The sequence below is a fragment of the Candidatus Nitrosopumilus sediminis genome, from assembly GCF_000299395.1.
Classification (GTDB): Archaea; Thermoproteota; Nitrososphaeria; order Nitrososphaerales; family Nitrosopumilaceae; genus Nitrosopumilus; species Nitrosopumilus sediminis.
In genome coordinates, this window is sequence record NC_018656.1 from 931,896 (window position 1) to 952,911 (window position 21,016).

The following is a 21,016-nucleotide window of genomic DNA, read 5'->3' on the forward strand; positions in this document are numbered from 1 at the left end:
GGTATGAAATTGGGCAAAAAAGATGTACTTTTTGTGGTTTGTTTTTAAAAGTAGATGAAACACGCTGTATTTGCTGTAAAGCAGTACTAAGAACAAAACCGAGAAGTAAGAAACGAGAGTGATTATTTTTTATTTGCACTGACTAGAGAAACCACATCTCTATCTCTTAGTTGATAATCAACAGGCAATCTCAAGTTATATCGCAAATCTTTACCATAAAGTAAGCCTTTTGTTAAATCAGAATGAATTTCATTAGCAAGATCATTGATAGTTGCACCATCTTTTAACAAAATAAGGTCAGGCAATATTCTTCCTTTTTTATCAGCCATGTTCTTTTCATCAGCTACAGGATAGATAGAATTCATTTTTAACAGTTTGAACACTGCAACATTAAGAGCAAATTGAACGCCTGTTCTCATGTATTCCCCCATAATCTCTTTTTTGATAAAATTAAGTGCGTTGATTTGTTTTTCATTTAATTCATCAGGTTTTAAAATTTCAAATGTTTCAGATCCTGGAGAATATTTAATTAATCCTTTTTGTTCGGCACGTCTCAGTACAAATTCACTATCACCACTAACAGGAATTACTATAGAGTCATTGTATCGTTCTCTTAATCTTGCAAAGTTTTTGTCAGCACCAACAACATCAACTTTATTTGCAACAATCAAAGTAGGTTTTGAAATTTTGCGTAAATAAGATGCAAACTTTTTGCTATCAACCATGTCAAAATCATCAAAATCTTTTTCTTCAAGATTCGTTACATGAAAAGTGTCTTTTACGTGTGTTTTAGTAACTCCAATACCACGATAAAGATCAGTGATAGCATCCAGAACATCAGTGCCGGTTTTAATTAATTTTGAAACTTTGTCCCGGTTTCCTTCTAAAATTTTATGATACCACATGATTAATTCTTCCTCAATATCTGCAAAATCAGATATTGGATCTCCACTTCCAACTTCAGTTATTTTTCCAGCAGAGTCAATTCCACCAGAAGCATCAACAACATGTAGTAATGCATCGGATTGTGCAGCAATAGACAAGAATTGATTTCCAAGACCTTTCCCTTTCCAAGCATCTTTTATCAGACCAGGCAAGTCAATTAGTTCTATAGGGATGTATCTCCAACCATCAAGACATTTTGAATTATTTGGGTTGTCTTGAATTTTGAATTCAGGATGAACACACAAAGTAATTGCATGTGCAACACCTGATACTGGAGATTTTGTAGTAAATGGATATGAAGATATTTCTTCAGAAGATAAAGTGGCAGAATTAAAGAAGGTAGTCTTTCCAGTGTTAGTTTTGCCAATTAATCCAATCCTGATAGGCATGAGAAGATTACTAGTTCAGAATATTTATCTCTGCCTAGCAAGTGGAAGGTTTTTGTTTTTTAATTTTTTCCAATGTTTGATTCAATTCTTTGATGGCCCATTCAATATCAGAAATATCTTCTTCAGAAAGAGACGAGGTCCATTTTTCCAAAACACTATTTGTAATTTCGGAGCAATTGTAGATTAAGTTCCAAAAGGGATGATGTTCAGCGGTAGTATATGCAAGTTCGGTCACATCATTAAGACCATTTTGTGCTCTGGCCAAAGAAGAAATTTGTTCACCAAATATTTTGACAATATCATTTTCAAGATCCTTTTCTATTTTTAGAGGAATGTTTTGATCTTCATATTTTTTAACAAATTCCAATAAATCATGATAAAAATTTTCAAAGTCAGTCATTTGGACAATCTCTGATGTTCAGCCAACATGCATCGATTAAAAACCACTTTGATGCCAGCTTTTTTTGCCAAATCTTCAGCTTCAGAATTATGAATACCCTCTTGAAGCCAAATTACCTTAGGTTTTTTCTTTATTGCTTCTTGTACCACAGGCAATACCTGATCAGAGGGTCTAAAGATATCAACAACATCAATTTCTCCATCAATTTCAGAAAGTGAGCTATAGCATTTTTTCCCCAATATTTCATCGGCAGTTGGATTTACAGGAGTAACATCATATCCATTATCAGACAGATATTTGGGCACATAGTGTGCGGCTTTTGAAGAATTTTTAGACATTCCAACTACTGCTATTTTGTTTAATGAAAGAATTTCACGAATTTGTTCATCCGAAGAAGGATCTTGCTCCACAAAGATCATTTAATCATCAAGAATATAATTTTTGAATTTTAGTCACTCAATCAAAGAATTTTTTTATCAGTGATTACAGTTAGTTGCTATGGAATCAGAGCCAAAGGATCTCATAGTGTTAGGAGCAATAAAACATGGAATGAAAAAATTTGAAAAGATTCAAAAAATGACCAAGATTGAACCAGAGGAATTGAATTCAATTTTAGAGCAATTAGAAAAGAGGGGATTCATACAAGCCAAAGAAAAAAAAGGATGGTTTGGAACAAAAATAGAGATCACTACTACGGAAAAAGGCACCAAAGAATTAGATGAAAGAGTTCATGAATTGCAAACAAAATGGAATCAAATGTCATTATTATACAAATCAGGAGACAAAGAGAAGCTAAAACAAGAGATGGAAAATAACAAATCATTCATCCCATCAATGATGTTTTTTGGGATAATGGATATGATGATGTTTTCGATGATGTTTAGCATGATGGGTATGGCAATGTCAGATTATGTTGCACCTGAAAATTTACCAGACACAGCAGATGGAGGCATGGATGATGGCGGAATGGATGATGGCGGATTTGATTTTGATATAGGATTCTAGTTTGTGTTTTATACTTGAAACAAAAACAAACCATAGTTGATTTACAATTCATTTGATAATCCAGGATTAGTCAAAGTATTGACATTTTTACAAACTCACAATACAGAATATCTCTCAGGGCAGGATTTGAGTGACGTGTTACGAATAAGCAGAGTGGCAGTATGGAAACATATCAAAAAAATTCAAGAGTTAGGATACGTTGTCGAATCAAAACAAAAATTAGGATACAAGTTAATTTCAAATTCAGAATTATTATTACCATGGGAAATCACTTCAAATTTAAAAACGAAGGTTATTGGGCAACAAGCATATTATTTTGATTCAATAGATTCAACTCAAAATCAGGCATTAAAGATGGCAAGCGACCCTGCAAATGAAGGGGCAGTAATAGTTGCGTCAAAACAAACAGGGGGTCGTGGAAGATCTGGCAGGAAATGGATTTCGCCTAAAGGAGGAATATGGATTTCAATAATTTTTCAACCAAAATTTGATATTTCGATTACAACATTATTTCCAATAGCATCTGCACTTGCATTGTCAATTGCAATAGAAAAAACATTTTCAATCAAGCCTGAATTAAAATGGCCTAATGATTTAACCATTAAAGGCAAAAAGGTGGCAGGGATGTTAGTAGATGCATCATTGGAATCAAACAAGATTGAAAACTTGGTGTTAGGAGTTGGAATTAATTTTGGTGTCAATGTAAAACAAATTGAAAAAGTACTAAAAGAAACTCCCAATTTTTATGGAATAGCATCGTTGAACGGTCAAAAACAAAAAGTTAAGCCAGTGCAACTTGTTCAATCGTTTTTGTTAGAATTAGAAAAAATATACAAATTATTGAATTCAAAACAAACAAAGAAAATTATTTCTGAATGGACAGTAAGATCATCAACCATAGGAAAAAATGTGGAGTTAGATACAATTGGTGGAAAAATCAAAGGTAAGGCAATCAAAATTGATGAAGACGGAGCGTTAATTATAGCAGAGAATGGCAAATCGCACAAAGTCATAGCAGGAGATATCACGCATGTATCAAAATAAAATTATTTTTTCTTTGTTTTTGTTTTAGATTTTGTGGCTTTTTTTGGGGAATCGGCAATTAGTGAAGATTGTTCTTTTAGAATTTCTTTGAGATCTTTTTGAATATCAAAAACAGATGAAAGTAATTCTTCAAGGGCTGCAGAATATTGCCCATATGCAATTATCAATTCAGATTTCTTTTCATTGGCTTTTGAAAGGTATTCATTTGAACGCAGTAAATTGGCAGACTGAATCATTTCAGGCATATCAGCAGAAGGGTCGCCCAATTGATCTAGGCTCATTTGTATCTCCTGAATCTTTTTTCGTAATTCGTAAATGATTTCCCCAGTACCAATATTTGTCAATACAAAACCACGTAATCATTAATCAATTAAAGATTTTCTAATACGTGAACGATTCAAATATTTCATCTAAAAGTACGCATTGGGATAGTACAAATTAGAAATAAAGTATAAACAAAATCAACATATGGAAAAATATAGAATGAAAATTTGTTTTTTGTTTCTGATTTTGTTTAGTGTGATACTGCTTTCGCAAAATGCATTTGCTCAGAGTAATGAAAATCCAGAAACAATGTTTAATTCAGCAAAAGAACATTTTGTCAAAGGGGAATACAAAGAAGCAATTGCCATTTATGATGAAATATTAGAAATTATCCCAAACAACATCTCCACATTAAAAATGAAGGGGATTGCTCAAAGTAATCTTGATCAGCATACCAATTCACTAAAACAATTCTTCAAAATATTACAACACAAACCAAATGATGTTATTTCTTTAACAGGTATGGGGGTGGGTTTTGGAAATTTGGGAGAATATCATGAATCACTATCATATTTTGAAAAAGCATCTAAAGAAAAACCAAATAGTATTGTAATTAACAATTATAGAGATTTTATCAACAAAGTAATTTCAAAATATCCTTATACACCAACAGAAAAACCAAAACAGTTAGAAGAAATCACATCAATTCCAGAATGGGTAATGCCAATTGCCAAATGGTGGTCAGAAGGAAGTATAGAAGATTCAGAATTCAATTCAGCATTAATTTATTTAATCGAGAAGAAAATTATTCAAATTCCACCAGTAGAGGCGCAAAGTAAATCTGATGAAAAAATCCCGGAATGGGTAAAAAATAATGCAGGATGGTGGGCTGATGGCTCAATAGATGAAGGAGCATTTGTTTTAGGAATACAATACTTGATTCAAAATGGAATTATTTCAGTCAATATTGAAAACTATCCACAAAAATCTCAAGAAGAGTTAGATTATGAATTTTATTTATTTGAAAAATATCTAAGAGATATCTCAAATAACATTATCAAAGAGAAAAGATACATAGAATATCCCAATCCTAGTCAGGATGTCATAAAAAAATTTCTCAGAGATTATGTAAAATGGAATTTTGAAGAAGAGGTCAAAAGAGCATCAGATAGATTTCCAGATCCAACTTATCATATAGAAAATGATGTTTACATTATTCATTACAAAGTATTTGTTAATGAGCAACCATCAGGATTACCATTAGATCATATCAGCACATTAGAAGATTCTTTCAGATTTTGGGAACCTATAGGAGTACCACTAGAAAACAAAAAAACAATAGCTAAATTTGAAGTCACAAACCAAAAACAGGAAGCTAATGTTTGGGTAACATGGGTTGTTCGCGACATAGGAGATGGAGTGTTAGGCCATGCACATCTTGGAAAAGGCGTAGTAGAAGTTGCATTGGGAGATTATAATTGTGATGGAAGATTTCAACTATATGATGTTAATAGTGTTGCAACTATAATGACACATGAATTAGGACATTCACTTGGTTGGAAACATAGCAATGATGAAAATAATATAATGTATTCATCATTCACTCCATCATATGCATACTGTTTACTAAATTAAAATCAAAAAATCAATACATATTCTAAAACATTGGAATGAGGATTAGCTCAACCTACATACAATTAACCTGCAGATATTGTGTAAAATGGATAATAAGGCATTTTTGCAAATATTAGCATTATGCTTAAAAATCAAATGATTGCAGGGCCAAAATGTCCATCCTGTGGAGATAAAAAAATGGTTACAGACCAAACCACGGGAGAACTATTCTGTAGTAAATGTGGATTGGTTGTAACAGACAAGATTGCAGATACAGGTGCCGAGTGGCGTTCCTTTTCAAATGAAGAAGGGAATAAAGCAAGAACAGGAGCTGGAACATCCCTTACAATGCATGACATGGGGCTATCTACAGTTATTGGTGCAGCAAACAAAGATGCAACTGGAAAACCCCTATCTGCAAGTGTAAAGAGTTCAATTGAAAGATTAAGAACATGGGATAGTAGAAGTCAAGCACATTCTTCTGCAGATAGAAATTTGAGGCAAGCACTTAATGAAATGGACAAACTAAAAGACAAACTTGCTTTAACGGATGCAGTAATTGAGAAAGCAGCTTACATTTACAGAAAAGCTATGGAAAAAAAATTAGTCAGAGGTCGCTCAATTCAAGGATTGGTTGCAGCATGTCTTTATGCATCATGTAGAAATACAGAAACACCAAGAACATTGGACGATATTGCAAAGGGAATAAACATTAGAAGAAAAGATGTGGCAAGATGTTATAGATTAATTTTTAGAGAATTAGAATTAAAGATGCCAGTTGTTGATCCTGTAAAAGGAGTATCAAGAATTGCAAGCATTGCAGAGCTAAGTGAAAAAAGCAAACGTAAAGCAATAGCAATTCTTAATCAAGCAAAAGAGATAGGCATGGTTGCAGGAAAAGACCCAATGGGTATTGCAGCAGCTGCGCTTTATCTTGCATGTATTAGTACAGGTGAAGTCAAATCACAAAAAGACATCTCAATTGCATCAGGAGTTACCGAAGTGACAATTAGGAATAGATGTTCAGGATTAAGAAAAATGCTCAATGACTAGGAGCATGAATACTATTTTTTAGATCTGTGAAATTCTAATTTATCCCAAGGGAAAATAACATATGCATTGTTATTTGTTTTTTTAGCATAAACAAGCTGTTTAGGATATTTTTTTCCACGTCTTGCAAATAAAGTAGCAAAAACTAATTTTGAAGAGTCATCTATCCTAGGCATAACTTCATTAAATGTATCTCCAGTATCAAATATATCATCAACAAACAAGGAGTTTGAAGAAATTTTCTTTTTATCAACATAAATTTTCTTTATGCCAAGATGGTCTGCAAGTAAGCGTGAAGGAACCAACCCGCCTCTGCTAAGAGTAGTTATACTAGAGAAAGTTCGGGGCAATTTTAAAACTTTTTTAGAAAGGATTTCAACAAGGGATTCAATTTCATTCCAACTTACATTTTGTGTAGACATGGTTGATTAACAGAATTGACAGAATTAAGTTGTTATGATTAAAATGTCTTCGTAGGAGATTTTTTTAGAGGTTTGATTATTTTAAGAACTTTAAATGGTAATTTTCCAAAATCAATTTCTTTTTCACAAGATAACAACAAAACATCATCATTACTCAGAGGGAAGCTCATTACAATTACTTTGTCTCGATAAGACATTGAAAAATGAACTTCTCCAAATTCAGCATCAAATTCATGTCTCATTCTAACTCGCAAGGCAAGTTCCATGAACATCATTTCATCCTGTTTCTGGTCCTCTAATGAAAATACTCCATCTCTCATCCCACCTGCTGTAAGATGCCCTCTACTATTGATGAGCCTAGCTGAACGCATTTTTGGATCTAATTGAATAATTTTCTGGCATATTTTTTCAAGCTCATCAACATTATCCATTAGTCTAATTTAGTAATCGAACTATTTATTGCGATCTGTAATTATAGATATCTGTGCAACCAAATTCACCAAAAGAAATTACAGATTATTACAAGCATTTGTCACTATTTTGGACAGATCTTATACATCTGATGTCAAGCAAACCACAAGCATTAGCATCAACAGGTCCAATGAGAGCATTTGCTGCAAATTCTAAAAAAATAACCACAGAACTAATTGAGATAAATGAAGATTTGATGGGATTTAATCAATATCTTACAGAATATTATAAACAACTTGCAAGTGCATGGGAAGAGGCTCAAAAGAAAGTAAATCTAAAAGCCCCAGAAGTTCCACAGGATGTCGAACAGATAGAAGCATTCAAGAGAATATGGATAGATATTTTTGATAACGATTTTACAGAATTGTTTGATTCCAAAAAATTCGGAGAAAACTATGGAAAACTTGTTTCAAAAGAATTGGAATTGACGAAACATTGGAATAACATTACAAATGTAGTTTTGCAATCAGTCAATCTTCCAAGTAAAGAAGAAATTGACGAAGTTTACAAAGAACTTCATTCTCTTAAAAAAAGAGTAGGCAAACTAGAATTACAATTAAAGAAAAAAGAGGTGAAAAAAAATGCATAATGAATCAAGAATAGATCCAAAAATTATTGAAGAAGTTTTAAAATTCAGTAAAAATGTTATGGATGCACCTAAATTAGTTTCAGCACCAGATGAAATAACTTTAGAAGTGACACCACACGATATAGTTCATGAGTTAGACAAAACAAGATTAATACGTTACAGACCACTTACAGAAAAACAACACAAAACACCTCTTCTAATATCATATGCATTAATTAACAGATATCACATACTAGACATTCAACCAGAAAAAAGTTGGGTAAGAAATCTTCTTCAACAAGGTTTTGATGTATACATGTTAGACTGGGGAACTCCAACCAGCATGGACAAATATCTTGATTTTGATGATTATGTTAACGGGTATTTGGATTCTGCTGTAGAATATATTAAAAATGAATCATCTAACGAAAAAATTTCATTACAAGGTTATTGTACTGGAGCGACAATTGCAACTGCATATACAACATTACATCCAGAAAGTGTAAAAAATTACATTGCAACAGCTCCAGTAATTGACGGATGGAGAGATACCACAGTAATCAGTAATCTTGCAAAACACATGGATGTTGATAAAATGGTTGAAACTATAGGGAACATGCCTCCAGAATTCATGTATTATTGTTTTTCAGTTCTAAAACCATTCGAGCAAGGAATTGAAAAATATGTTAAATTTTTCAAAAATATTGATAACAAAAAATTTGTAGATAATTTCCTCAGAGTTGAGAAATGGTTAGGAGATACACCTCCAATACCAGGAGAATTATTCAAGCAGTGGATTAAAGACATCTATCAAGACAACTTGTTAATTCAAAATAAGATGTATGTTGGTGGAGAGCACATAGATTTGAAGAAAATAGACATGCCTACATTTACACAAATTGCCGTAGGAGATCATCTAGTATCTCCAGAATGCAGTATGCCACTACATTACGCAATAGGAAGTGAAGATAAAACATTGCGAATGTATCCAACAGGACATGTTGGAATGATTGCCAGTTCTCTTTCACAGAAGAAAGTTTTACCTGAGCTAGGAAAATGGTTAGCTGAAAGATCATAAAAAAATAAAAAATAAAAAATGGTTATTCACTAGTTTGTTTTTGTAGTGAATGAAGAAATCCAAGATTGTAGAATGTTTCTGTTAAGGTCAGCAAATGATTTTGCATTATCGTTGAACGTTTTAATATTTTGTTGTGTTGCATCAATAGTTGCAAGGGTCACTTGGTTTTGTATAGAAGCTGCCTTTACAAATTCTTCAGTTGTATCATTAATCATTTTTAATGTTGCTTCAGGAATATTTGCTGCAATACCTGCTTTCTTTACATATTCTTTTTGCAGCGAGATAGTTGAATCTACTACATTTTCATATGCTTGAAGGTATTCCTGTTGTACATTAGTGATTGACTGGTGATATTGTGGGACTGATTGTTTAATACCGTTGAAGAGTTTGTCAACGTTTTCTTGATATACAGAAAACACATCTTTTGGATTTGTTTGTGTTGTTTCGTTTTTACTCATTGTTTCACCTCCTTATTTTTGGTTTTTTGGCTATTGGTAAAATAATGACTTGAACTAAATCACCATCACCTAAACCGAGGGCATTACGTTCAGCTTCAGGAATTGAAATTCTGCCATTGCTACTGATAGTAGTTTTGTAAGCACCCCAATTCATGAAGGAAGGAAGCATTTGTCCGATGCTAAACATAGTATCCATGCTTTTACTTTGCATGGAAGACATGTTGTCCATCATATTAGATTGAGTTTGTCGTGCACTTTCAGAAACTCCTTTGAGGGTTTCCAAAGGATTGAATGTTTGGCCAGATTGGTTTGTCATTAAAGAACCAAAATTTTTGATAAATTCTGCTTGAGCGCGTCCGCTTTTTTGAATCCAAGATTTGAACATCTCAGAAGGGTCGTATAGGTTTTGATTACCACTCATAGGTAATAGTTGGAATTATTAGTATTTAAATGGATCTAAATGCCATTCAAAAATTCCAATGCTTTAGTAGCAAAAATTTCAGGCTCTTGAACATAGGGAGTATGACCACAACCATCCATTCTAAAAAATCGACAATCTTGAATAGATGAAATAAAACTATCAGCATAATCAATAGGAATAACTGGATCTTCAGATCCCCAAATAATCAAAGTTGGAGTTTTAATTGAATCAAGTTTGGTAGTAATAGGTTTAGAATTTTTTAAACCCAAAATAGTAGACATGAATGCCAGTTTTGCATTGGGCAATTGCATTCGCTCAACAAAACCAGTAATAATTTCTTGGGGAACTTCTTCTCCAGAACCTTCCATTAATTCAAAAGCATTTTTAGCAGTTATTTCATTAGGGTATAGCGCAGCCATAACATATGCATCAAGAGCCGGAGTAGATTGCTGCATAGCTCCTGCAGGAGAAACAAGAATGAGTTTTTCAATTTCATCAGTATGTGTTGAAGTGTAGTTTGCTGCAATTTGACCACCTAATGAAGAGCCAATCAGATTAAGATGGGCAATTCCTATTTTTGCAAAGAATTTTTCTAAAAATTCTGAAAAGAGTTCAGGAGTATAATCAATGTGAGGTTTGTCACTCAATCCAAACCCTATCAAATCAGGAACAATCACGTGATAGTTTTTTGAAAAATAAGGAAGTACATTCAGCCATCTTTCAGCTGATGCCCCCAATCCATGAAGTAGAACAACAGTCTTTTTTGAATGGCCCGATTCTAAATATCGAATTTTGTTGCCATCGATTTTAAGGAATTTCTCTTCCACTATTTTAGCAACAATTACCATCACTAGATAAGTTTTCATTAATTCGACGATCAGTCACACAAAATACAACCAAGATTGAGGAGTCGAAGTATGTTTTTTAGGATCAACCTAAGAAGATAATTGTGATCAAAAAGAAGATTTCAAAAATATTGGTGCCATTAGATGGATCTGAAAATTCCATCAGAGGGTTAGAAATGGCAATCACAATAGCTAGGAGTTGTGGGGCCACACTTACAGGAATTTACTCAATTTATGCACCGCCACACTCAGAATTCAGAGGAGTAGGCTCAGTAGAAAAAAGTCTAAATGCCAAAGTCAAGAAATTCATGGAGGAGGCTAAAATTTTAGCTGCCAAAAACGGGATTGTTTTTAATGAAAAAATTGCCAGTGGAGAGATCGGATACAATATCATTAAATTGGCACAAGGCAAGGGCAATTTTGATATGATCGTAATGGGGTCTCGTGGAAGAAGTTCAGCAAAAGAGATGTTCTTTGGAAGCGTTTCAAATTATGTTATACATACATCAAAGATTCCAGTTGTAATTGTAAAGTAATCTAAAAAAAGCCGTGTTTTTTGAAATATTTTTGGTGGTATTCTTCTGCCTTGTAAAATGTAGGAGCAGAAACTATTTCAGTGACAATAGGATCATCATATTTTCCTGATTTTTCAAGAGATTGTTTTGAATTCTCAGCAATCTCTTTTTGTTTTTCATCATGATAAAAAATTGCAGAGCGATACTGATTTCCAACATCAGGTCCTTGACGATTTAAAGTTGTAGGGTTATGATTGGACCAAAATACATCTAAAAGTTCTTCAAAAGAAATTTCATTAGGATCATATTCTACTTCTACAGCTTCGGCATGACCTGTTTTGTCAGTACATACTTCTTCGTAAGTAGGATTTGGAAGTTGGCCTCCAATATATCCCACAGCAGTAGATTTGACACCTTTTGTTTTGTTTAGTAAATCTTCAACATGCCAAAAACATCCAGCACCAAATGTAGCTTTCATAAAATAAGTTATGTGTAACTAAATTAAAAGCATTCTAAGTTATTTAATTAAAATAATATCTTCTTGGATTAGATATTTAATTGAATTGATAAATTCTTGTTGGGATATCAATCCAGCAGCCCACCAATGAGATGTATTTCTAAACCATGATGGAATATTTTCAGTAGAAAAAGAAGAGGAATCAATATCTGAGATTACAATAATTTTATTCTGTATCATAAAATCCAATCCAATCATGAATTCATTATCAGAAATTTCCCCAATAGCCCAATTTCTTGCATAATCTTTGATCCAATCAGGAACATATGTAGAAAATCCTAAAATAGAATGTATCGTTTTTCCAGGAAATTGTGAATCAAACCAAGATTTGTATGATGGTTCATTATTGTATCGGTCAATATAATATTGTGGAGATTTATCAAAAGCAGGAAAATTTTCCACATGTGTCGATTGATAGCCTACAACTTGTTTAAGATCATACGAAGGGAATTGATTATCAAACCAAGATTTGTATGATGGTTCATTATTGTATCGGTCAATATAATATTGTGGAGATTTATCAAAAGCAGGATACCCAAAAAGTATCATTTTAGGATTCTCAGTAAACGAGTCATTAATTTCTGTACTTGGTGTTGATGTACTTGGTGTTGATGTACTTGGTGTTGATGTACTTGGTGTTGATGTACTTGGTGTTGATGTACTTGGTGTTGATGTAGGAGGAACATATTCAGAAGATTTTTGATATTCTATAGATTTCTCCAAATTCCCACCATAGGAAAGTTTGATTGTATAGTATCCATTTTCAGACCATGTAGGACCACCAGCATTAATTATTTTTGTGAAAGTTCCATCATTGTTTGGAATAATACTATCAATATGAGCCAAACCAGATCCATCAGGAGTGATTATTTGGACAATTATAGAAAAAAGATCAGGATCATAATCAACACTACCAGAAATAACTATAGAGTCATCAGTGTTGTATAATGTTTTATCGGTAGTAAAATTATCAATACTTGCAAAAGAAGTAACAAAAAATGATGGCAATATACATAATAGGAAAATAAAGATAAAATGAACATTCATAATTAAAGACAATTTTTCAAGATATTATTAAACAATTCGCAAGATTGTTTAAAGATACTTAGTTAACATCCGTAAAAATTTCTACAACCTTTTTTGCCAAACTTTCTATATTAGCAGAAGGTTCCGCAGAAATTAACAACAGAATTTGGGTGATTGGGAAAGGAAAACTCACTAAAACGGCCTTATCTCTTCTAGCTGCAAGGTAGTTAATTGGGCCTAAACTTTCATCATATTCTTTTCTTATAGATGCCTTTGAAACAAATTCTAAAAAAGACTGTAAACGGGTTTCATCACCTTCATGAGGCACAAGACCTTCTTTGAATCCACCGGCTATTAGCTGACCATCTTTATCAACGATTCCTGCAAATCTAATCTCAGATTCATTGAGTAGTTGATTACATTTTTCACCATATAATTTCAAGGCAGCATCAGACATAATGACTACATTTGAAATATCAAAAATAAAAACCTAGTCAATTTCAGGAAGAAAATGAACAAAGATCAGAGGAATGCATGATTCCAGTACAGTTCCAAATTGGTCACAGAATTTAAGAAATTTTCACATGGAATTAATAAGTAAAACACCAACCATAGAATTATTGAAAATCCTATGTTTTGGAATTATCGTAGTGGCATTAATCTCAAGTTTTAGTCTTCAAAACAGTTATGGACATGATCCAAATTTTCGAGTAAGCACTACAGAAGACATTTTAAAATTCTGTGAATTTTTTTATGAAGAATATCAACTTCTAGGAGTAGATAGTTTATCTCAGCAACATCCAAGTTTTCCCAATCTCAGAGCATGTGTAATTTTATACAATCACATAGCATGGAATAGCACACACCCTGCCAGAGAGATTGTATTGATATCAGAAATTGAAAAATATTTAGGAGATTCAAGCTATATCAAAGAAAGGCACTTGGAATATTCCAATGTCATACCCAACTGGATTAAAAAAGAAGCTCAACTTTGGGTAGATAATGTAAATCAAGATACAGACTTTGCATACGGTGTTAGAACCATGATTAATGCAGGAGTTCTTCTTTCAGAACCAACAGAAAGAGAATGTGAACAAGGCAAATTATGTTTTAATGAAGGGGATTTTATCAAATATTCTCATATTGACAAGTATAATGACGTTCTTACAATAGAGCATGAAGTATATTCAATTAGCGATGATGAAATAATTTTAAAAGTCATAGAGACTTCAAAAGATGGAACTGTCATAACACAGATGAATCTTGGTTGGGACGGACTAATTAAGACAGAGAAATGTTGTAAATTTTATGAGTATGTCATACCAATGCCAATAAAATTAAACGACATCATTGCAAAAGACTTGAAAATCATAACTGAAACCACATACACGATAGACAACAGGACAAAGCAATCATGGCTAGCTAGTGATGTTACAGGTCAAAATGTCAAAATCATAGATAAAGATACAGGGCTTGTTTATTTGTATGAATTTCACGAAACAGAAGTTCTGTCAGTCGGAGATAAAACAAAAATTACAGATACCAATTTCTTTGATACAAAATATAATGGTAAATCATATCATACAGAAATTCCAAAATGGTGGAAAACAACTACAAAATGGCTATTAGAAGAAAAAATTTCAGATTCAGAATATTTGCGAGCTATGGAAAATTTGATTTCACGAAACATACTAAGAGTATAATCATAAATGACATTTTAACAGAGCATAATCAATTGTTTTAGATTCAGACGCTTTTTTCATTTTTTGTATTGACTTGAATAGAATTTTTTCAACATATGAAGGATAACTTTTCAAAATGGCATACCTAATTTTATTTCTATTTTTTAAATAATAATTTGCAAGAGGATCGTAAACGTTTGAACCAATTAATTTTTCTTCAGAGATGGAAAAACCATTAGATGAAATTAAATTTTTAAGATAATCCATACTGTAATGCTCAGAAGACCATGTAAATTTTAAAAGCCCCAAATCTCTGAACGAAGCATTTTTGGTGGTTATAGGGATAGCAATAACAAGCAATCCAGAAGGCTTCAGAATTCTTTTAGATTCTGTAATAAAGTCAGATAAAGGTTTGAAATGCTGTGCAGATTCTAATGCTAAAACTCGATCAGCAGAATGGTTTTGAAAAGGTAATTTGGTAGAAGTGGAATTTAAAAATTCAATGTTTTTTTGAGATCCAGAAAAGACCAATTGTTTGAAATTAATATTTACATCATACAATTTAAGATCAGAATAAGAATCCCTCCACAACTTAGATGGAGCAGACAGTCCACTGCCAACATCAACGATATCCATTCCTGGAGATAGTTCTGCTAGATCTGCAAAAACTTGGCAGAGATTTTTTTGTGCAGAAATTGGGTCAGGATGATCTTGTGACCAATATCCAAAATTAAGCATAGATCCTCCAGTAGCCAATTGCATGACGGGGGAAAGGGAGGTGTACAGATTCACAACATCTTTTTCATTTCTACGAAATGTCCACAAAAATAAGTCTAGAGGATTAATAGATATCAAAAATAATTCTAAATTATTTTAAAGATATGACTATTAATTTCTAAGGTAATCCTTCTGAATCCTCAACACAGTGTTTGTGAACCCAATTTTCATCTCTATTCTTTGCAATCTCTTTTCCAGGTTGAATTTTATCACCACAAGAGGTGCATGATGTTGCAAACTTTGCTTTCATACATAGTTCTCACCAATAGAGAATAAATCAACTGCGTTGTAAATTGTGTCAACCAATGATTAACATGTTTTATTAATTTGAAATATCTAATCACCATATGAGTGATGAAAGGCAAGGATCAGATTCTAAAATTATACTTGCAAAATGGAGTGATCGATTTTTAGCATGGTTAATTGATTTTATAATAATTTCAAGCATATCTACAACAATAATTTTTTTATCATTTGGGTCAACGTATTATGAATTTGATGAAGATGGCCTATGGGCTGAAAATATACAGTATATTCCAACTAGCATCTTATTTTTCATTTATTGGGTAATTTTAGAATACAAGACAGGTCAAACAATTGGGAAAAAAATTCTCAATTTGAAAGTTGTGGATATCACAGGTGAAAAACCAAAATTAAAAGGGATTCTGATAAGTTGTTTTGGAAAATCATTTCTACTGCCATTTGATGTTATTTTGGGATGGATTTTGACAAATGAAAAAAGGCAGAGAATTTTCAACAAATTAGGAGACACTGTAACTGTAAAAATCAAAGATTATCCTGACCCATCAGATGTGAAATATGTAAAAGACTAAGTTTTGTCATATTTTGTTGAATAATTACTTTGAAGAATTAAGCAATAGATCTATTAGCAACTTTAGATCATTTTGTCTGATGTCTGAAAACCAAAATGAGTGGTGGATAGGATTACCAAAAGAACTTCAGAATGATATTGAATTAGAAGAATAGAATTTGTAATCCAAAGTCATCTACAATGGTAAAGTGACAGTGAATGTAGTGGGTTTGTTACTCACAGAAAGAGTGCCACCGTGTTGTTCAACTATACTTTTACAAATTACCAAGCCCAAGCCAGTTCCAGTGGTTTTAGTCGTAAACATAGGCTCGAAGATCTTTTCTAAGTTTTTCTCAGGAATTCCGGGACCAGAATCAGAAATTTTTATAATAAAAAATTTAGAATCAACAGATGTAGTGACAGTAACTTCGCCTTGACCATCCAATGCTTGTACTGCATTATTAAGCAAATTTGATAATACCCCCTCTATTTTTCTAGCATCACATCTTATAGTAAAATTTGTTTCAGGTAAATTGATAGCAACACCATAAGAGAACTTTACGTGATTCATAGCCAACTTTAGAATATTTTGAAAAGGGGTAGGTTTCTTTTTGATTTCAGTAGTTCTAGCAAAATCCAAAACATCTTCAATAATTCTTTCCATATCAAAAATAGAATTTTGCATTCTAAGCCATTTTTCTTTATCTTTAGATTCGAGTTTTGCCAGAATTTCAGGAGTTAGCATTTCGGCATATGTGTGCATTATAGTTAGAGGATTTTTCAAATCATGTGCAATTCTACTTGCCATAGTTCCAATTGTAGCCAATCGTTCAGATTTGACCAAATCAGTGCTTTGACTTTCAACTTGAGAAAGTAAATTTTCATTTTGTTTAAGGAGTTTTTTCTCCAATGCTAAAAGTTTGGATTCTACTTTTTTTCTTTAGTAATGTCGGTTCTAATTGCAACATAATTTTTAATATTTTTATCAGAATCAAAGACAGGAATAATGGTTGTTTTTAGCCAATAGAATGAACCGTCTTTTGCGCGGTTTTTAATTTCACCATCCCAAATTTTACCAGATGAAATAGTATTCCACATATCAGCAAAGAACTCATCAGAATGTTCATCGGATTTTATGAGTCTGTGATTTTGTCCAATCAATTCTTCTTCTGAATATTTTGAAAGTTTACAGAATTTTTTGTTTGCATAAATAATCGTTCCTTCTAAATCAGTGATTGCAACAATAAAATGATCAAATAAGATTTCTTCAAAATCACTAAAATCAATATTTAGATTTTCAAAAGAAGTAGACATTATCATAGTTAAATTCTCATTCGATATAATAGAAGTGGTTGTATGTTATTCTCAATAACAGAGTAAATAGTCGTGCATAGTTTTCACTAGGTGGATTTCAAAAAATTATACTGCACAGCTTACGCTAGGAGTTAATTATCAAATCAAAAATGAATAGCTTTCGCTATATATGATTTGAAATGAAATCATCGTACAAGTCGTGTATTATGTAATCCACTTGATGATATGAAATATGATCATCGCGCATAGTCTCTATGTAAGTGGCTGAACCGATGTGTTGGTCTATTAGTAAAGGCTGGCTCACCACTCGCCGAAGCTTGTGATCTACACCACCTTCCTATCAACGCAGTATTTTGCTGCCGACCTTCATCTTACGAAAGAATAACTTGTCTCGGGATAGGATTCGTGCTTAGATGCTTTCAGCACTTAGCCTAAACGGCTTAGCTGCCCGGCCTGCCTTATCAGACAACCGGTAAACCAGTGGCCACGCTGCTCTGTTCCTCTCGTACTCGGAGCAACTTCCCCTCAGTTATTCGCGCTTCCATCAGGCAGAGACCGACCTGTCTCACGACGGTCTAAACCCAGCTCATGTTCCCTTTTAATAGGCGAGCAGCCTCACCCTTGGCCCCTGCTGCAGGACCAGGATAGGAAAAGCCGACATCGAGGTACCAAACCGCGGGGTCGATAGGAGCTCTCGCCCGCGACGAGCCTGTTATCCCTGGGGTAATTTTTCTGTCACCTCCGGGCCCCAATAGTGGGCACACGAAGGATCGCTAAGCCAGACTTTCGTCTATGAATTCCGTGCGTTTGGAAATCCATTCAGTCGAGTTTTTGGCTTTGCCCTCTTCAACGGATTTCTGCCCCGTTTGAACTCAACTTTGGGCCCCTTTGATATCTTTTCAAAGGGGTGCCGCCCCAGCCGAACTGCCCACCTGCACGTGTCTCCGGTCTTCACTGGATAAGTGGTACTGCAAAAAGAGTCTGGTGTTACATCGTTGCTTCACTAACATCCCGGGGAATGTTAGGCATAGCTCCCAGATACCCTGTGCAATTCTTACTATACCACAAGCACAAGCTGCAGTAAAACTCCACGGGGTCTTCTCTCCCCGATGGAAGTTGATGGACTGTTCGTCCACCTTATGTGGCTTCACCGGGTTGTAGGCGGGGACAGTGGGGCTCTCGTTGTTCCATTCATGCGCGTCGGAACTTACCCGACAAGGCATTTGGCTACCTTAAGAGAGTCAGAGTTACTCCCGGCGTTAACCGGCCCTTAGCTCGGTTGAACCCAAGTTTTAGGTACCGGCACCGGCCAGGATTCAGCGACTATACAAATCCTTTCGGACTAGCAGTCGCCTGTGTTTTTATTAAACAGTCGAAACCCCCTTGTCATTGCAACCTGCGGTCCCCATTCCTCATGAAGACTGCAGGCATCCCTTATACCTAAGCTACAGGACTAATTTGCCGAATTCCCTCGCCATACGGTATACCCGTAGCACCTTAGCTTTCTAAGCCAGCGCACCTGTGTCGGTTCTGGGTACGAACTTACATCTCACTCACTACACAATCTTTCATGGTCTCCTGGATTCGAGAAAACTTCGCTAACGCGAAGCCATTCCTACCTCGGATCAGTTCTCGTCATTACGACACTCCCCAATCCTCGAATAGTTAGATACAACGATGGTTGTACAACCCCTATCCGGAAGCGAACCATATAGCTCAAACGCTTGATGCAAGGTACTAGAATATTAACTAGTTTCCCATTCGGTGTACTCTGTTGAGGTACATCTTAGGATCGACTACCTCCAGGCTGATAACGCATTGCCTGGAAACCCTTGCGCTTACGGTGGTATAGATTCTCACTATACTATGCTGTTACTGCCGCCAAGATCTGCAATAGAAACCGGTCCACAGGACGTCATCGCCCTGCTTCGACCCAATCACTACGCCAACCTACCACGAATCATCCACTGATGATTATCCAAAGTATCGGTATTTTGCTTTAGCCCCGTCCGTTTTTGAGGCATCCCCCCTCGGCAGGTAAGTTGTTACACACTTTTTAAAGGATAGCTGCTTCTGAGCTTACCTCCCTGCTGTCTTGGCGAGAACACGCTCTTTAGCTTGACACTTAGCAAAAATTTGGGGACCTTAACTTCAGTCTGGGTTAAACCCCTTTCGGTCATGAGCCTTACGCCACATGAACCCGTGTCCTTGCTTCTACGATGTGTATCCGTTCGGAGTTTGAATGAGAGGTGAGGGATTTCTCCCCCGCGCCTCTCTATCAGTGCTCTACCGGAAACACTACCTCCACAAAGCACGCCTGCGAGACGCTTCGGTTGGAACTAGCGAGCGCCAGTCTAGATTGGTTTTTGACCCCTATTCCCAAGTCACAACAACGATTTGCACGTCAGAACGTCTTAAGACCTCCAGCGGGCTTTCGCCCGCCTTCATCTAGCTCAGGAATAGATCGACTGGCTTCTAGCCTAGCCGCCATGACTCTACGCACTTTCACACGCTTCTCCTGACTTCTTGCGAAGCTGCGAGAACTCGGTTTCCCTTCGCCTACACCTTTACAGGTTTAAGCTTGCCATGACAGTTAGCTCCTTGGCCCGTGTTTCGAGACGGAACGCGTAACACTGATGATTTGAACATCAAATCTTCAACTCTATTGCTAGAATCTCTAATCTGAAAAAATCACCTTCCATGCCACGCACGTCTGTAAGTAATAGGTTTCATGCACTTTTCGCCCCCCTTCCGGGGTACTTTTCAGCTTTCCCTCACGGTACTAGTCCACTATCGGTCTTGAGAAATATTTAGCCTCGGATGCTACTTTCACCCATATTCATTGCCCACTACCAAGGACAACTACTCGGGTATGAATAGGACCATTCCCACTTCGCTTAAGGGGGTATCACCCTCTTTGCCAGAACTTTTCAGATCATTTCAGCTGTGTTCCAGGATTCCATATTATCATACCAAAACACCACATCTCCCGAAGGATTCAGTTTGGGCTCTTTCCTTTTCGATCGCCTCTACTTGGGAAATCTCAATTGATTTCTTTTCCACGTGGTACTAAGATGCTTCAATTCCCACGGTTCGACTTCCAATACTAGTGTACTGGAATGTGCATAAGCACAAGATTCTCATTCGGACATCTCGGGATCATAGGATGCGTGCGCCTACCCCGAGCTTATCGCAGCTTGCCACGTCCTTCATCTCTCCTCAAGCCTAGCAATCCACCTATTACCGTCTTTACACCGGCATATTCAGCCACATATTACACGACTATGCACGACGATCATTGCAAGCCACCGGTAAGTGGCCCACTACATCCTTCATACATCACTTTTGGTGATGCATTGCATCGATGATTTCAATGTGAAGATTATGTACACCCGTACAC

25 protein-coding genes and 1 rRNA gene are annotated in these 21,016 nt (G+C 35.0%); 9 read left to right on the forward strand and 17 right to left on the reverse strand.

Going from position 1 to position 21,016, the window contains the following annotated elements:
* Nucleotides 1–122: 122 nt before the first annotated feature.
* Genes NSED_RS05725 through NSED_RS05735 form a run of 3 tightly spaced genes read right to left on the reverse strand, consistent with a single transcriptional unit; the run spans nucleotide 123 to nucleotide 2,153 of the window.
* On the reverse strand, nucleotides 123–1,334 hold the full coding sequence (locus NSED_RS05725; RefSeq protein WP_014965305.1) for a redox-regulated ATPase YchF: 1,212 nt from the start codon (nucleotides 1,332–1,334) through the stop codon (nucleotides 123–125).
* Between the two features lie 34 nt (nucleotides 1,335–1,368).
* The gene (locus NSED_RS05730) at nucleotides 1,369–1,734 is read right to left on the reverse strand and encodes a hypothetical protein (RefSeq protein ID WP_014965306.1); all 366 of its coding nucleotides are present in this window, start codon (nucleotides 1,732–1,734) and stop codon (nucleotides 1,369–1,371) included.
* Nucleotides 1,731–2,153, reverse strand: a complete 423-nt coding sequence (locus NSED_RS05735; protein ID WP_014965307.1) for a CoA-binding protein — start codon at nucleotides 2,151–2,153, stop codon at nucleotides 1,731–1,733. The genes NSED_RS05730 and NSED_RS05735 overlap by 4 nt, the downstream gene beginning before the upstream one ends.
* 79 nt (nucleotides 2,154–2,232) lie before the next feature.
* Between NSED_RS05735 and NSED_RS05740 the strand changes: the two genes are divergently transcribed.
* Complete coding sequence (locus tag NSED_RS05740; protein WP_014965308.1) at nucleotides 2,233–2,739, forward strand: winged helix-turn-helix transcriptional regulator; 507 nt, start codon at nucleotides 2,233–2,235, stop codon at nucleotides 2,737–2,739.
* A 36-nt stretch (nucleotides 2,740–2,775) separates the two neighbouring features.
* A complete protein-coding gene (locus NSED_RS05745) occupies nucleotides 2,776–3,783 on the forward strand; it encodes a biotin--[acetyl-CoA-carboxylase] ligase (RefSeq protein ID WP_014965309.1) in 1,008 nt (335 codons plus the stop codon).
* Between the two features lie 2 nt (nucleotides 3,784–3,785).
* Here the strand turns inward: NSED_RS05745 and NSED_RS05750 are convergent, their stop codons facing one another.
* Nucleotides 3,786–4,127 carry a hypothetical protein gene (locus NSED_RS05750; protein WP_014965310.1) on the reverse strand — a complete coding sequence of 114 codons (342 nt, stop codon included), beginning with the start codon at nucleotides 4,125–4,127 and terminating at the stop codon, nucleotides 3,786–3,788.
* A gap of 124 nt (nucleotides 4,128–4,251) precedes the next feature.
* Here NSED_RS05750 and NSED_RS05755 point away from each other — a divergent pair, with 124 nt between their 5' ends.
* Entirely contained in the window at nucleotides 4,252–5,682 is a 1,431-nt protein-coding gene (locus tag NSED_RS05755) for a matrixin family metalloprotease (protein WP_014965311.1), read from the forward strand.
* 120 nt (nucleotides 5,683–5,802) lie between these two features.
* Nucleotides 5,803–6,714 (forward strand): transcription initiation factor IIB, encoded by a 912-nt coding sequence (locus NSED_RS05760; RefSeq protein WP_014965312.1) that lies wholly within the window; start codon nucleotides 5,803–5,805, stop codon nucleotides 6,712–6,714.
* 11 nt (nucleotides 6,715–6,725) lie between these two features.
* On the opposite strand, the gene NSED_RS05765 is transcribed toward NSED_RS05760, so the two are convergent.
* Both NSED_RS05765 and NSED_RS05770 read right to left on the reverse strand, forming a co-directional pair.
* Nucleotides 6,726–7,133: a phosphoribosyltransferase gene (locus tag NSED_RS05765; RefSeq protein ID WP_014965313.1), complete on the reverse strand. Its 408-nt coding sequence runs from the start codon at nucleotides 7,131–7,133 to the stop codon at nucleotides 6,726–6,728.
* Between the two features lie 38 nt (nucleotides 7,134–7,171).
* Nucleotides 7,172–7,564: a DUF6659 family protein gene (locus tag NSED_RS05770; protein ID WP_014965314.1), complete on the reverse strand. Its 393-nt coding sequence runs from the start codon at nucleotides 7,562–7,564 to the stop codon at nucleotides 7,172–7,174.
* 53 nt (nucleotides 7,565–7,617) lie between these two features.
* Between NSED_RS05770 and NSED_RS05775 the strand changes: the two genes are divergently transcribed.
* Nucleotides 7,618–8,193: a poly(R)-hydroxyalkanoic acid synthase subunit PhaE gene (locus NSED_RS05775; protein WP_014965315.1), complete on the forward strand. Its 576-nt coding sequence runs from the start codon at nucleotides 7,618–7,620 to the stop codon at nucleotides 8,191–8,193.
* Nucleotides 8,186–9,250, forward strand: a complete 1,065-nt coding sequence (phaC, locus tag NSED_RS05780; RefSeq protein WP_014965316.1) for a class III poly(R)-hydroxyalkanoic acid synthase subunit PhaC — start codon at nucleotides 8,186–8,188, stop codon at nucleotides 9,248–9,250. Before NSED_RS05775 ends, phaC begins: the two co-directional genes overlap by 8 nt.
* Nucleotides 9,251–9,279: 29 nt before the next feature.
* Here the strand turns inward: phaC and NSED_RS05785 are convergent, their stop codons facing one another.
* Genes NSED_RS05785 through NSED_RS05795 form a run of 3 tightly spaced genes read right to left on the reverse strand, consistent with a single transcriptional unit; the run spans nucleotide 9,280 to nucleotide 10,977 of the window.
* A complete protein-coding gene (locus NSED_RS05785; protein ID WP_014965317.1) occupies nucleotides 9,280–9,708 on the reverse strand; it encodes a hypothetical protein in 429 nt (142 codons plus the stop codon).
* Between the two features lie 4 nt (nucleotides 9,709–9,712).
* The gene (locus tag NSED_RS05790) at nucleotides 9,713–10,129 is read right to left on the reverse strand and encodes an AbrB/MazE/SpoVT family DNA-binding domain-containing protein (protein ID WP_026090109.1); all 417 of its coding nucleotides are present in this window, start codon (nucleotides 10,127–10,129) and stop codon (nucleotides 9,713–9,715) included.
* Nucleotides 10,130–10,164: 35 nt separating this feature from the next.
* Nucleotides 10,165–10,977, reverse strand: coding sequence for an alpha/beta fold hydrolase (locus NSED_RS05795; protein WP_014965319.1), 813 nt, complete (start codon nucleotides 10,975–10,977; stop codon nucleotides 10,165–10,167).
* Between the two features lie 101 nt (nucleotides 10,978–11,078).
* On the opposite strand from NSED_RS05795, the gene NSED_RS05800 reads away from it, so the two are divergent.
* The gene (locus NSED_RS05800) at nucleotides 11,079–11,510 is read left to right on the forward strand and encodes a universal stress protein (protein ID WP_014965320.1); all 432 of its coding nucleotides are present in this window, start codon (nucleotides 11,079–11,081) and stop codon (nucleotides 11,508–11,510) included.
* Nucleotide 11,511: 1 nt separating this feature from the next.
* On the opposite strand, the gene msrA is transcribed toward NSED_RS05800, so the two are convergent.
* The 3 genes from msrA to NSED_RS05815 form a co-directional block, all read right to left on the reverse strand.
* On the reverse strand, nucleotides 11,512–11,967 hold the full coding sequence (gene msrA, locus NSED_RS05805) for a peptide-methionine (S)-S-oxide reductase MsrA (protein WP_014965321.1): 456 nt from the start codon (nucleotides 11,965–11,967) through the stop codon (nucleotides 11,512–11,514).
* A 39-nt stretch (nucleotides 11,968–12,006) separates the two neighbouring features.
* A complete protein-coding gene (locus tag NSED_RS05810) occupies nucleotides 12,007–13,014 on the reverse strand; it encodes a hypothetical protein (RefSeq protein ID WP_016940298.1) in 1,008 nt (335 codons plus the stop codon).
* Between the two features lie 97 nt (nucleotides 13,015–13,111).
* Nucleotides 13,112–13,489, reverse strand: a complete 378-nt coding sequence (locus NSED_RS05815) for a DUF6659 family protein (RefSeq protein WP_014965323.1) — start codon at nucleotides 13,487–13,489, stop codon at nucleotides 13,112–13,114.
* Between the two features lie 127 nt (nucleotides 13,490–13,616).
* On the opposite strand from NSED_RS05815, the gene NSED_RS05820 reads away from it, so the two are divergent.
* Nucleotides 13,617–14,735, forward strand: coding sequence for a hypothetical protein (locus tag NSED_RS05820; RefSeq protein ID WP_232212400.1), 1,119 nt, complete (start codon nucleotides 13,617–13,619; stop codon nucleotides 14,733–14,735).
* Here the strand turns inward: NSED_RS05820 and NSED_RS05825 are convergent, their stop codons facing one another.
* The gene (locus NSED_RS05825; protein ID WP_014965325.1) at nucleotides 14,736–15,569 is read right to left on the reverse strand and encodes a class I SAM-dependent methyltransferase; all 834 of its coding nucleotides are present in this window, start codon (nucleotides 15,567–15,569) and stop codon (nucleotides 14,736–14,738) included.
* A 40-nt stretch (nucleotides 15,570–15,609) separates the two neighbouring features.
* Nucleotides 15,610–15,741 carry a hypothetical protein gene (locus NSED_RS10970; protein ID WP_016940296.1) on the reverse strand — a complete coding sequence of 44 codons (132 nt, stop codon included), beginning with the start codon at nucleotides 15,739–15,741 and terminating at the stop codon, nucleotides 15,610–15,612.
* 97 nt (nucleotides 15,742–15,838) lie between these two features.
* Here NSED_RS10970 and NSED_RS05830 point away from each other — a divergent pair, with 97 nt between their 5' ends.
* Entirely contained in the window at nucleotides 15,839–16,324 is a 486-nt protein-coding gene (locus NSED_RS05830) for an RDD family protein (protein WP_014965326.1), read from the forward strand.
* Between the two features lie 174 nt (nucleotides 16,325–16,498).
* On the opposite strand, the gene NSED_RS05835 is transcribed toward NSED_RS05830, so the two are convergent.
* The 3 genes from NSED_RS05835 to NSED_RS05845 all read right to left on the reverse strand — a co-directional run bounded on the left by NSED_RS05835 (nucleotide 16,499) and on the right by NSED_RS05845 (nucleotide 20,878).
* The gene (locus NSED_RS05835) at nucleotides 16,499–17,212 is read right to left on the reverse strand and encodes a sensor histidine kinase (protein WP_014965327.1); all 714 of its coding nucleotides are present in this window, start codon (nucleotides 17,210–17,212) and stop codon (nucleotides 16,499–16,501) included.
* Between the two features lie 17 nt (nucleotides 17,213–17,229).
* Complete coding sequence (locus NSED_RS05840) at nucleotides 17,230–17,616, reverse strand: PAS domain-containing protein (protein ID WP_014965328.1); 387 nt, start codon at nucleotides 17,614–17,616, stop codon at nucleotides 17,230–17,232.
* Nucleotides 17,617–17,881: 265 nt separating this feature from the next.
* Nucleotides 17,882–20,878 (reverse strand): 23S ribosomal RNA (locus NSED_RS05845).
* Between the last annotated feature and the right edge of the window lie 138 nt (nucleotides 20,879–21,016).

Bases quoted from the DNA above. Each gene is read 5' to 3' on its own strand.
- NSED_RS05735 (WP_014965307.1), bottom strand. From the start codon at position 2,153: ATGATCTTTGTGGAGCAAGATCCTTCTTCGGATGAACAAATTCGTGAA.
- NSED_RS05725 (WP_014965305.1), bottom strand. From the start codon at position 1,334: ATGCCTATCAGGATTGGATTAATTGGCAAAACTAACACTGGAAAGACT.
- NSED_RS05755 (WP_014965311.1), top strand. From the start codon at position 4,252: ATGGAAAAATATAGAATGAAAATTTGTTTTTTGTTTCTGATTTTGTTT.
- NSED_RS05790 (WP_026090109.1), bottom strand. From the start codon at position 10,129: ATGAGTGGTAATCAAAACCTATACGACCCTTCTGAGATGTTCAAATCT.
- NSED_RS05770 (WP_014965314.1), bottom strand. From the start codon at position 7,564: ATGGATAATGTTGATGAGCTTGAAAAAATATGCCAGAAAATTATTCAA.
- NSED_RS05820 (WP_232212400.1), top strand. From the start codon at position 13,617: ATGGAATTAATAAGTAAAACACCAACCATAGAATTATTGAAAATCCTA.
- NSED_RS05740 (WP_014965308.1), top strand. From the start codon at position 2,233: ATGGAATCAGAGCCAAAGGATCTCATAGTGTTAGGAGCAATAAAACAT.
- NSED_RS05815 (WP_014965323.1), bottom strand. From the start codon at position 13,489: ATGTCTGATGCTGCCTTGAAATTATATGGTGAAAAATGTAATCAACTA.
- NSED_RS05730 (WP_014965306.1), bottom strand. From the start codon at position 1,734: ATGACTGACTTTGAAAATTTTTATCATGATTTATTGGAATTTGTTAAA.
- NSED_RS05830 (WP_014965326.1), top strand. From the start codon at position 15,839: ATGAGTGATGAAAGGCAAGGATCAGATTCTAAAATTATACTTGCAAAA.
- NSED_RS05760 (WP_014965312.1), top strand. From the start codon at position 5,803: ATGCTTAAAAATCAAATGATTGCAGGGCCAAAATGTCCATCCTGTGGA.
- NSED_RS05765 (WP_014965313.1), bottom strand. From the start codon at position 7,133: ATGTCTACACAAAATGTAAGTTGGAATGAAATTGAATCCCTTGTTGAA.
- NSED_RS10970 (WP_016940296.1), bottom strand. From the start codon at position 15,741: ATGAAAGCAAAGTTTGCAACATCATGCACCTCTTGTGGTGATAAAATT.
- NSED_RS05785 (WP_014965317.1), bottom strand. From the start codon at position 9,708: ATGAGTAAAAACGAAACAACACAAACAAATCCAAAAGATGTGTTTTCT.
- msrA (WP_014965321.1), bottom strand. From the start codon at position 11,967: ATGAAAGCTACATTTGGTGCTGGATGTTTTTGGCATGTTGAAGATTTA.
- NSED_RS05840 (WP_014965328.1), bottom strand. From the start codon at position 17,616: ATGTCTACTTCTTTTGAAAATCTAAATATTGATTTTAGTGATTTTGAA.
- phaC (WP_014965316.1), top strand. From the start codon at position 8,186: ATGCATAATGAATCAAGAATAGATCCAAAAATTATTGAAGAAGTTTTA.
- NSED_RS05795 (WP_014965319.1), bottom strand. From the start codon at position 10,977: ATGGTAATTGTTGCTAAAATAGTGGAAGAGAAATTCCTTAAAATCGAT.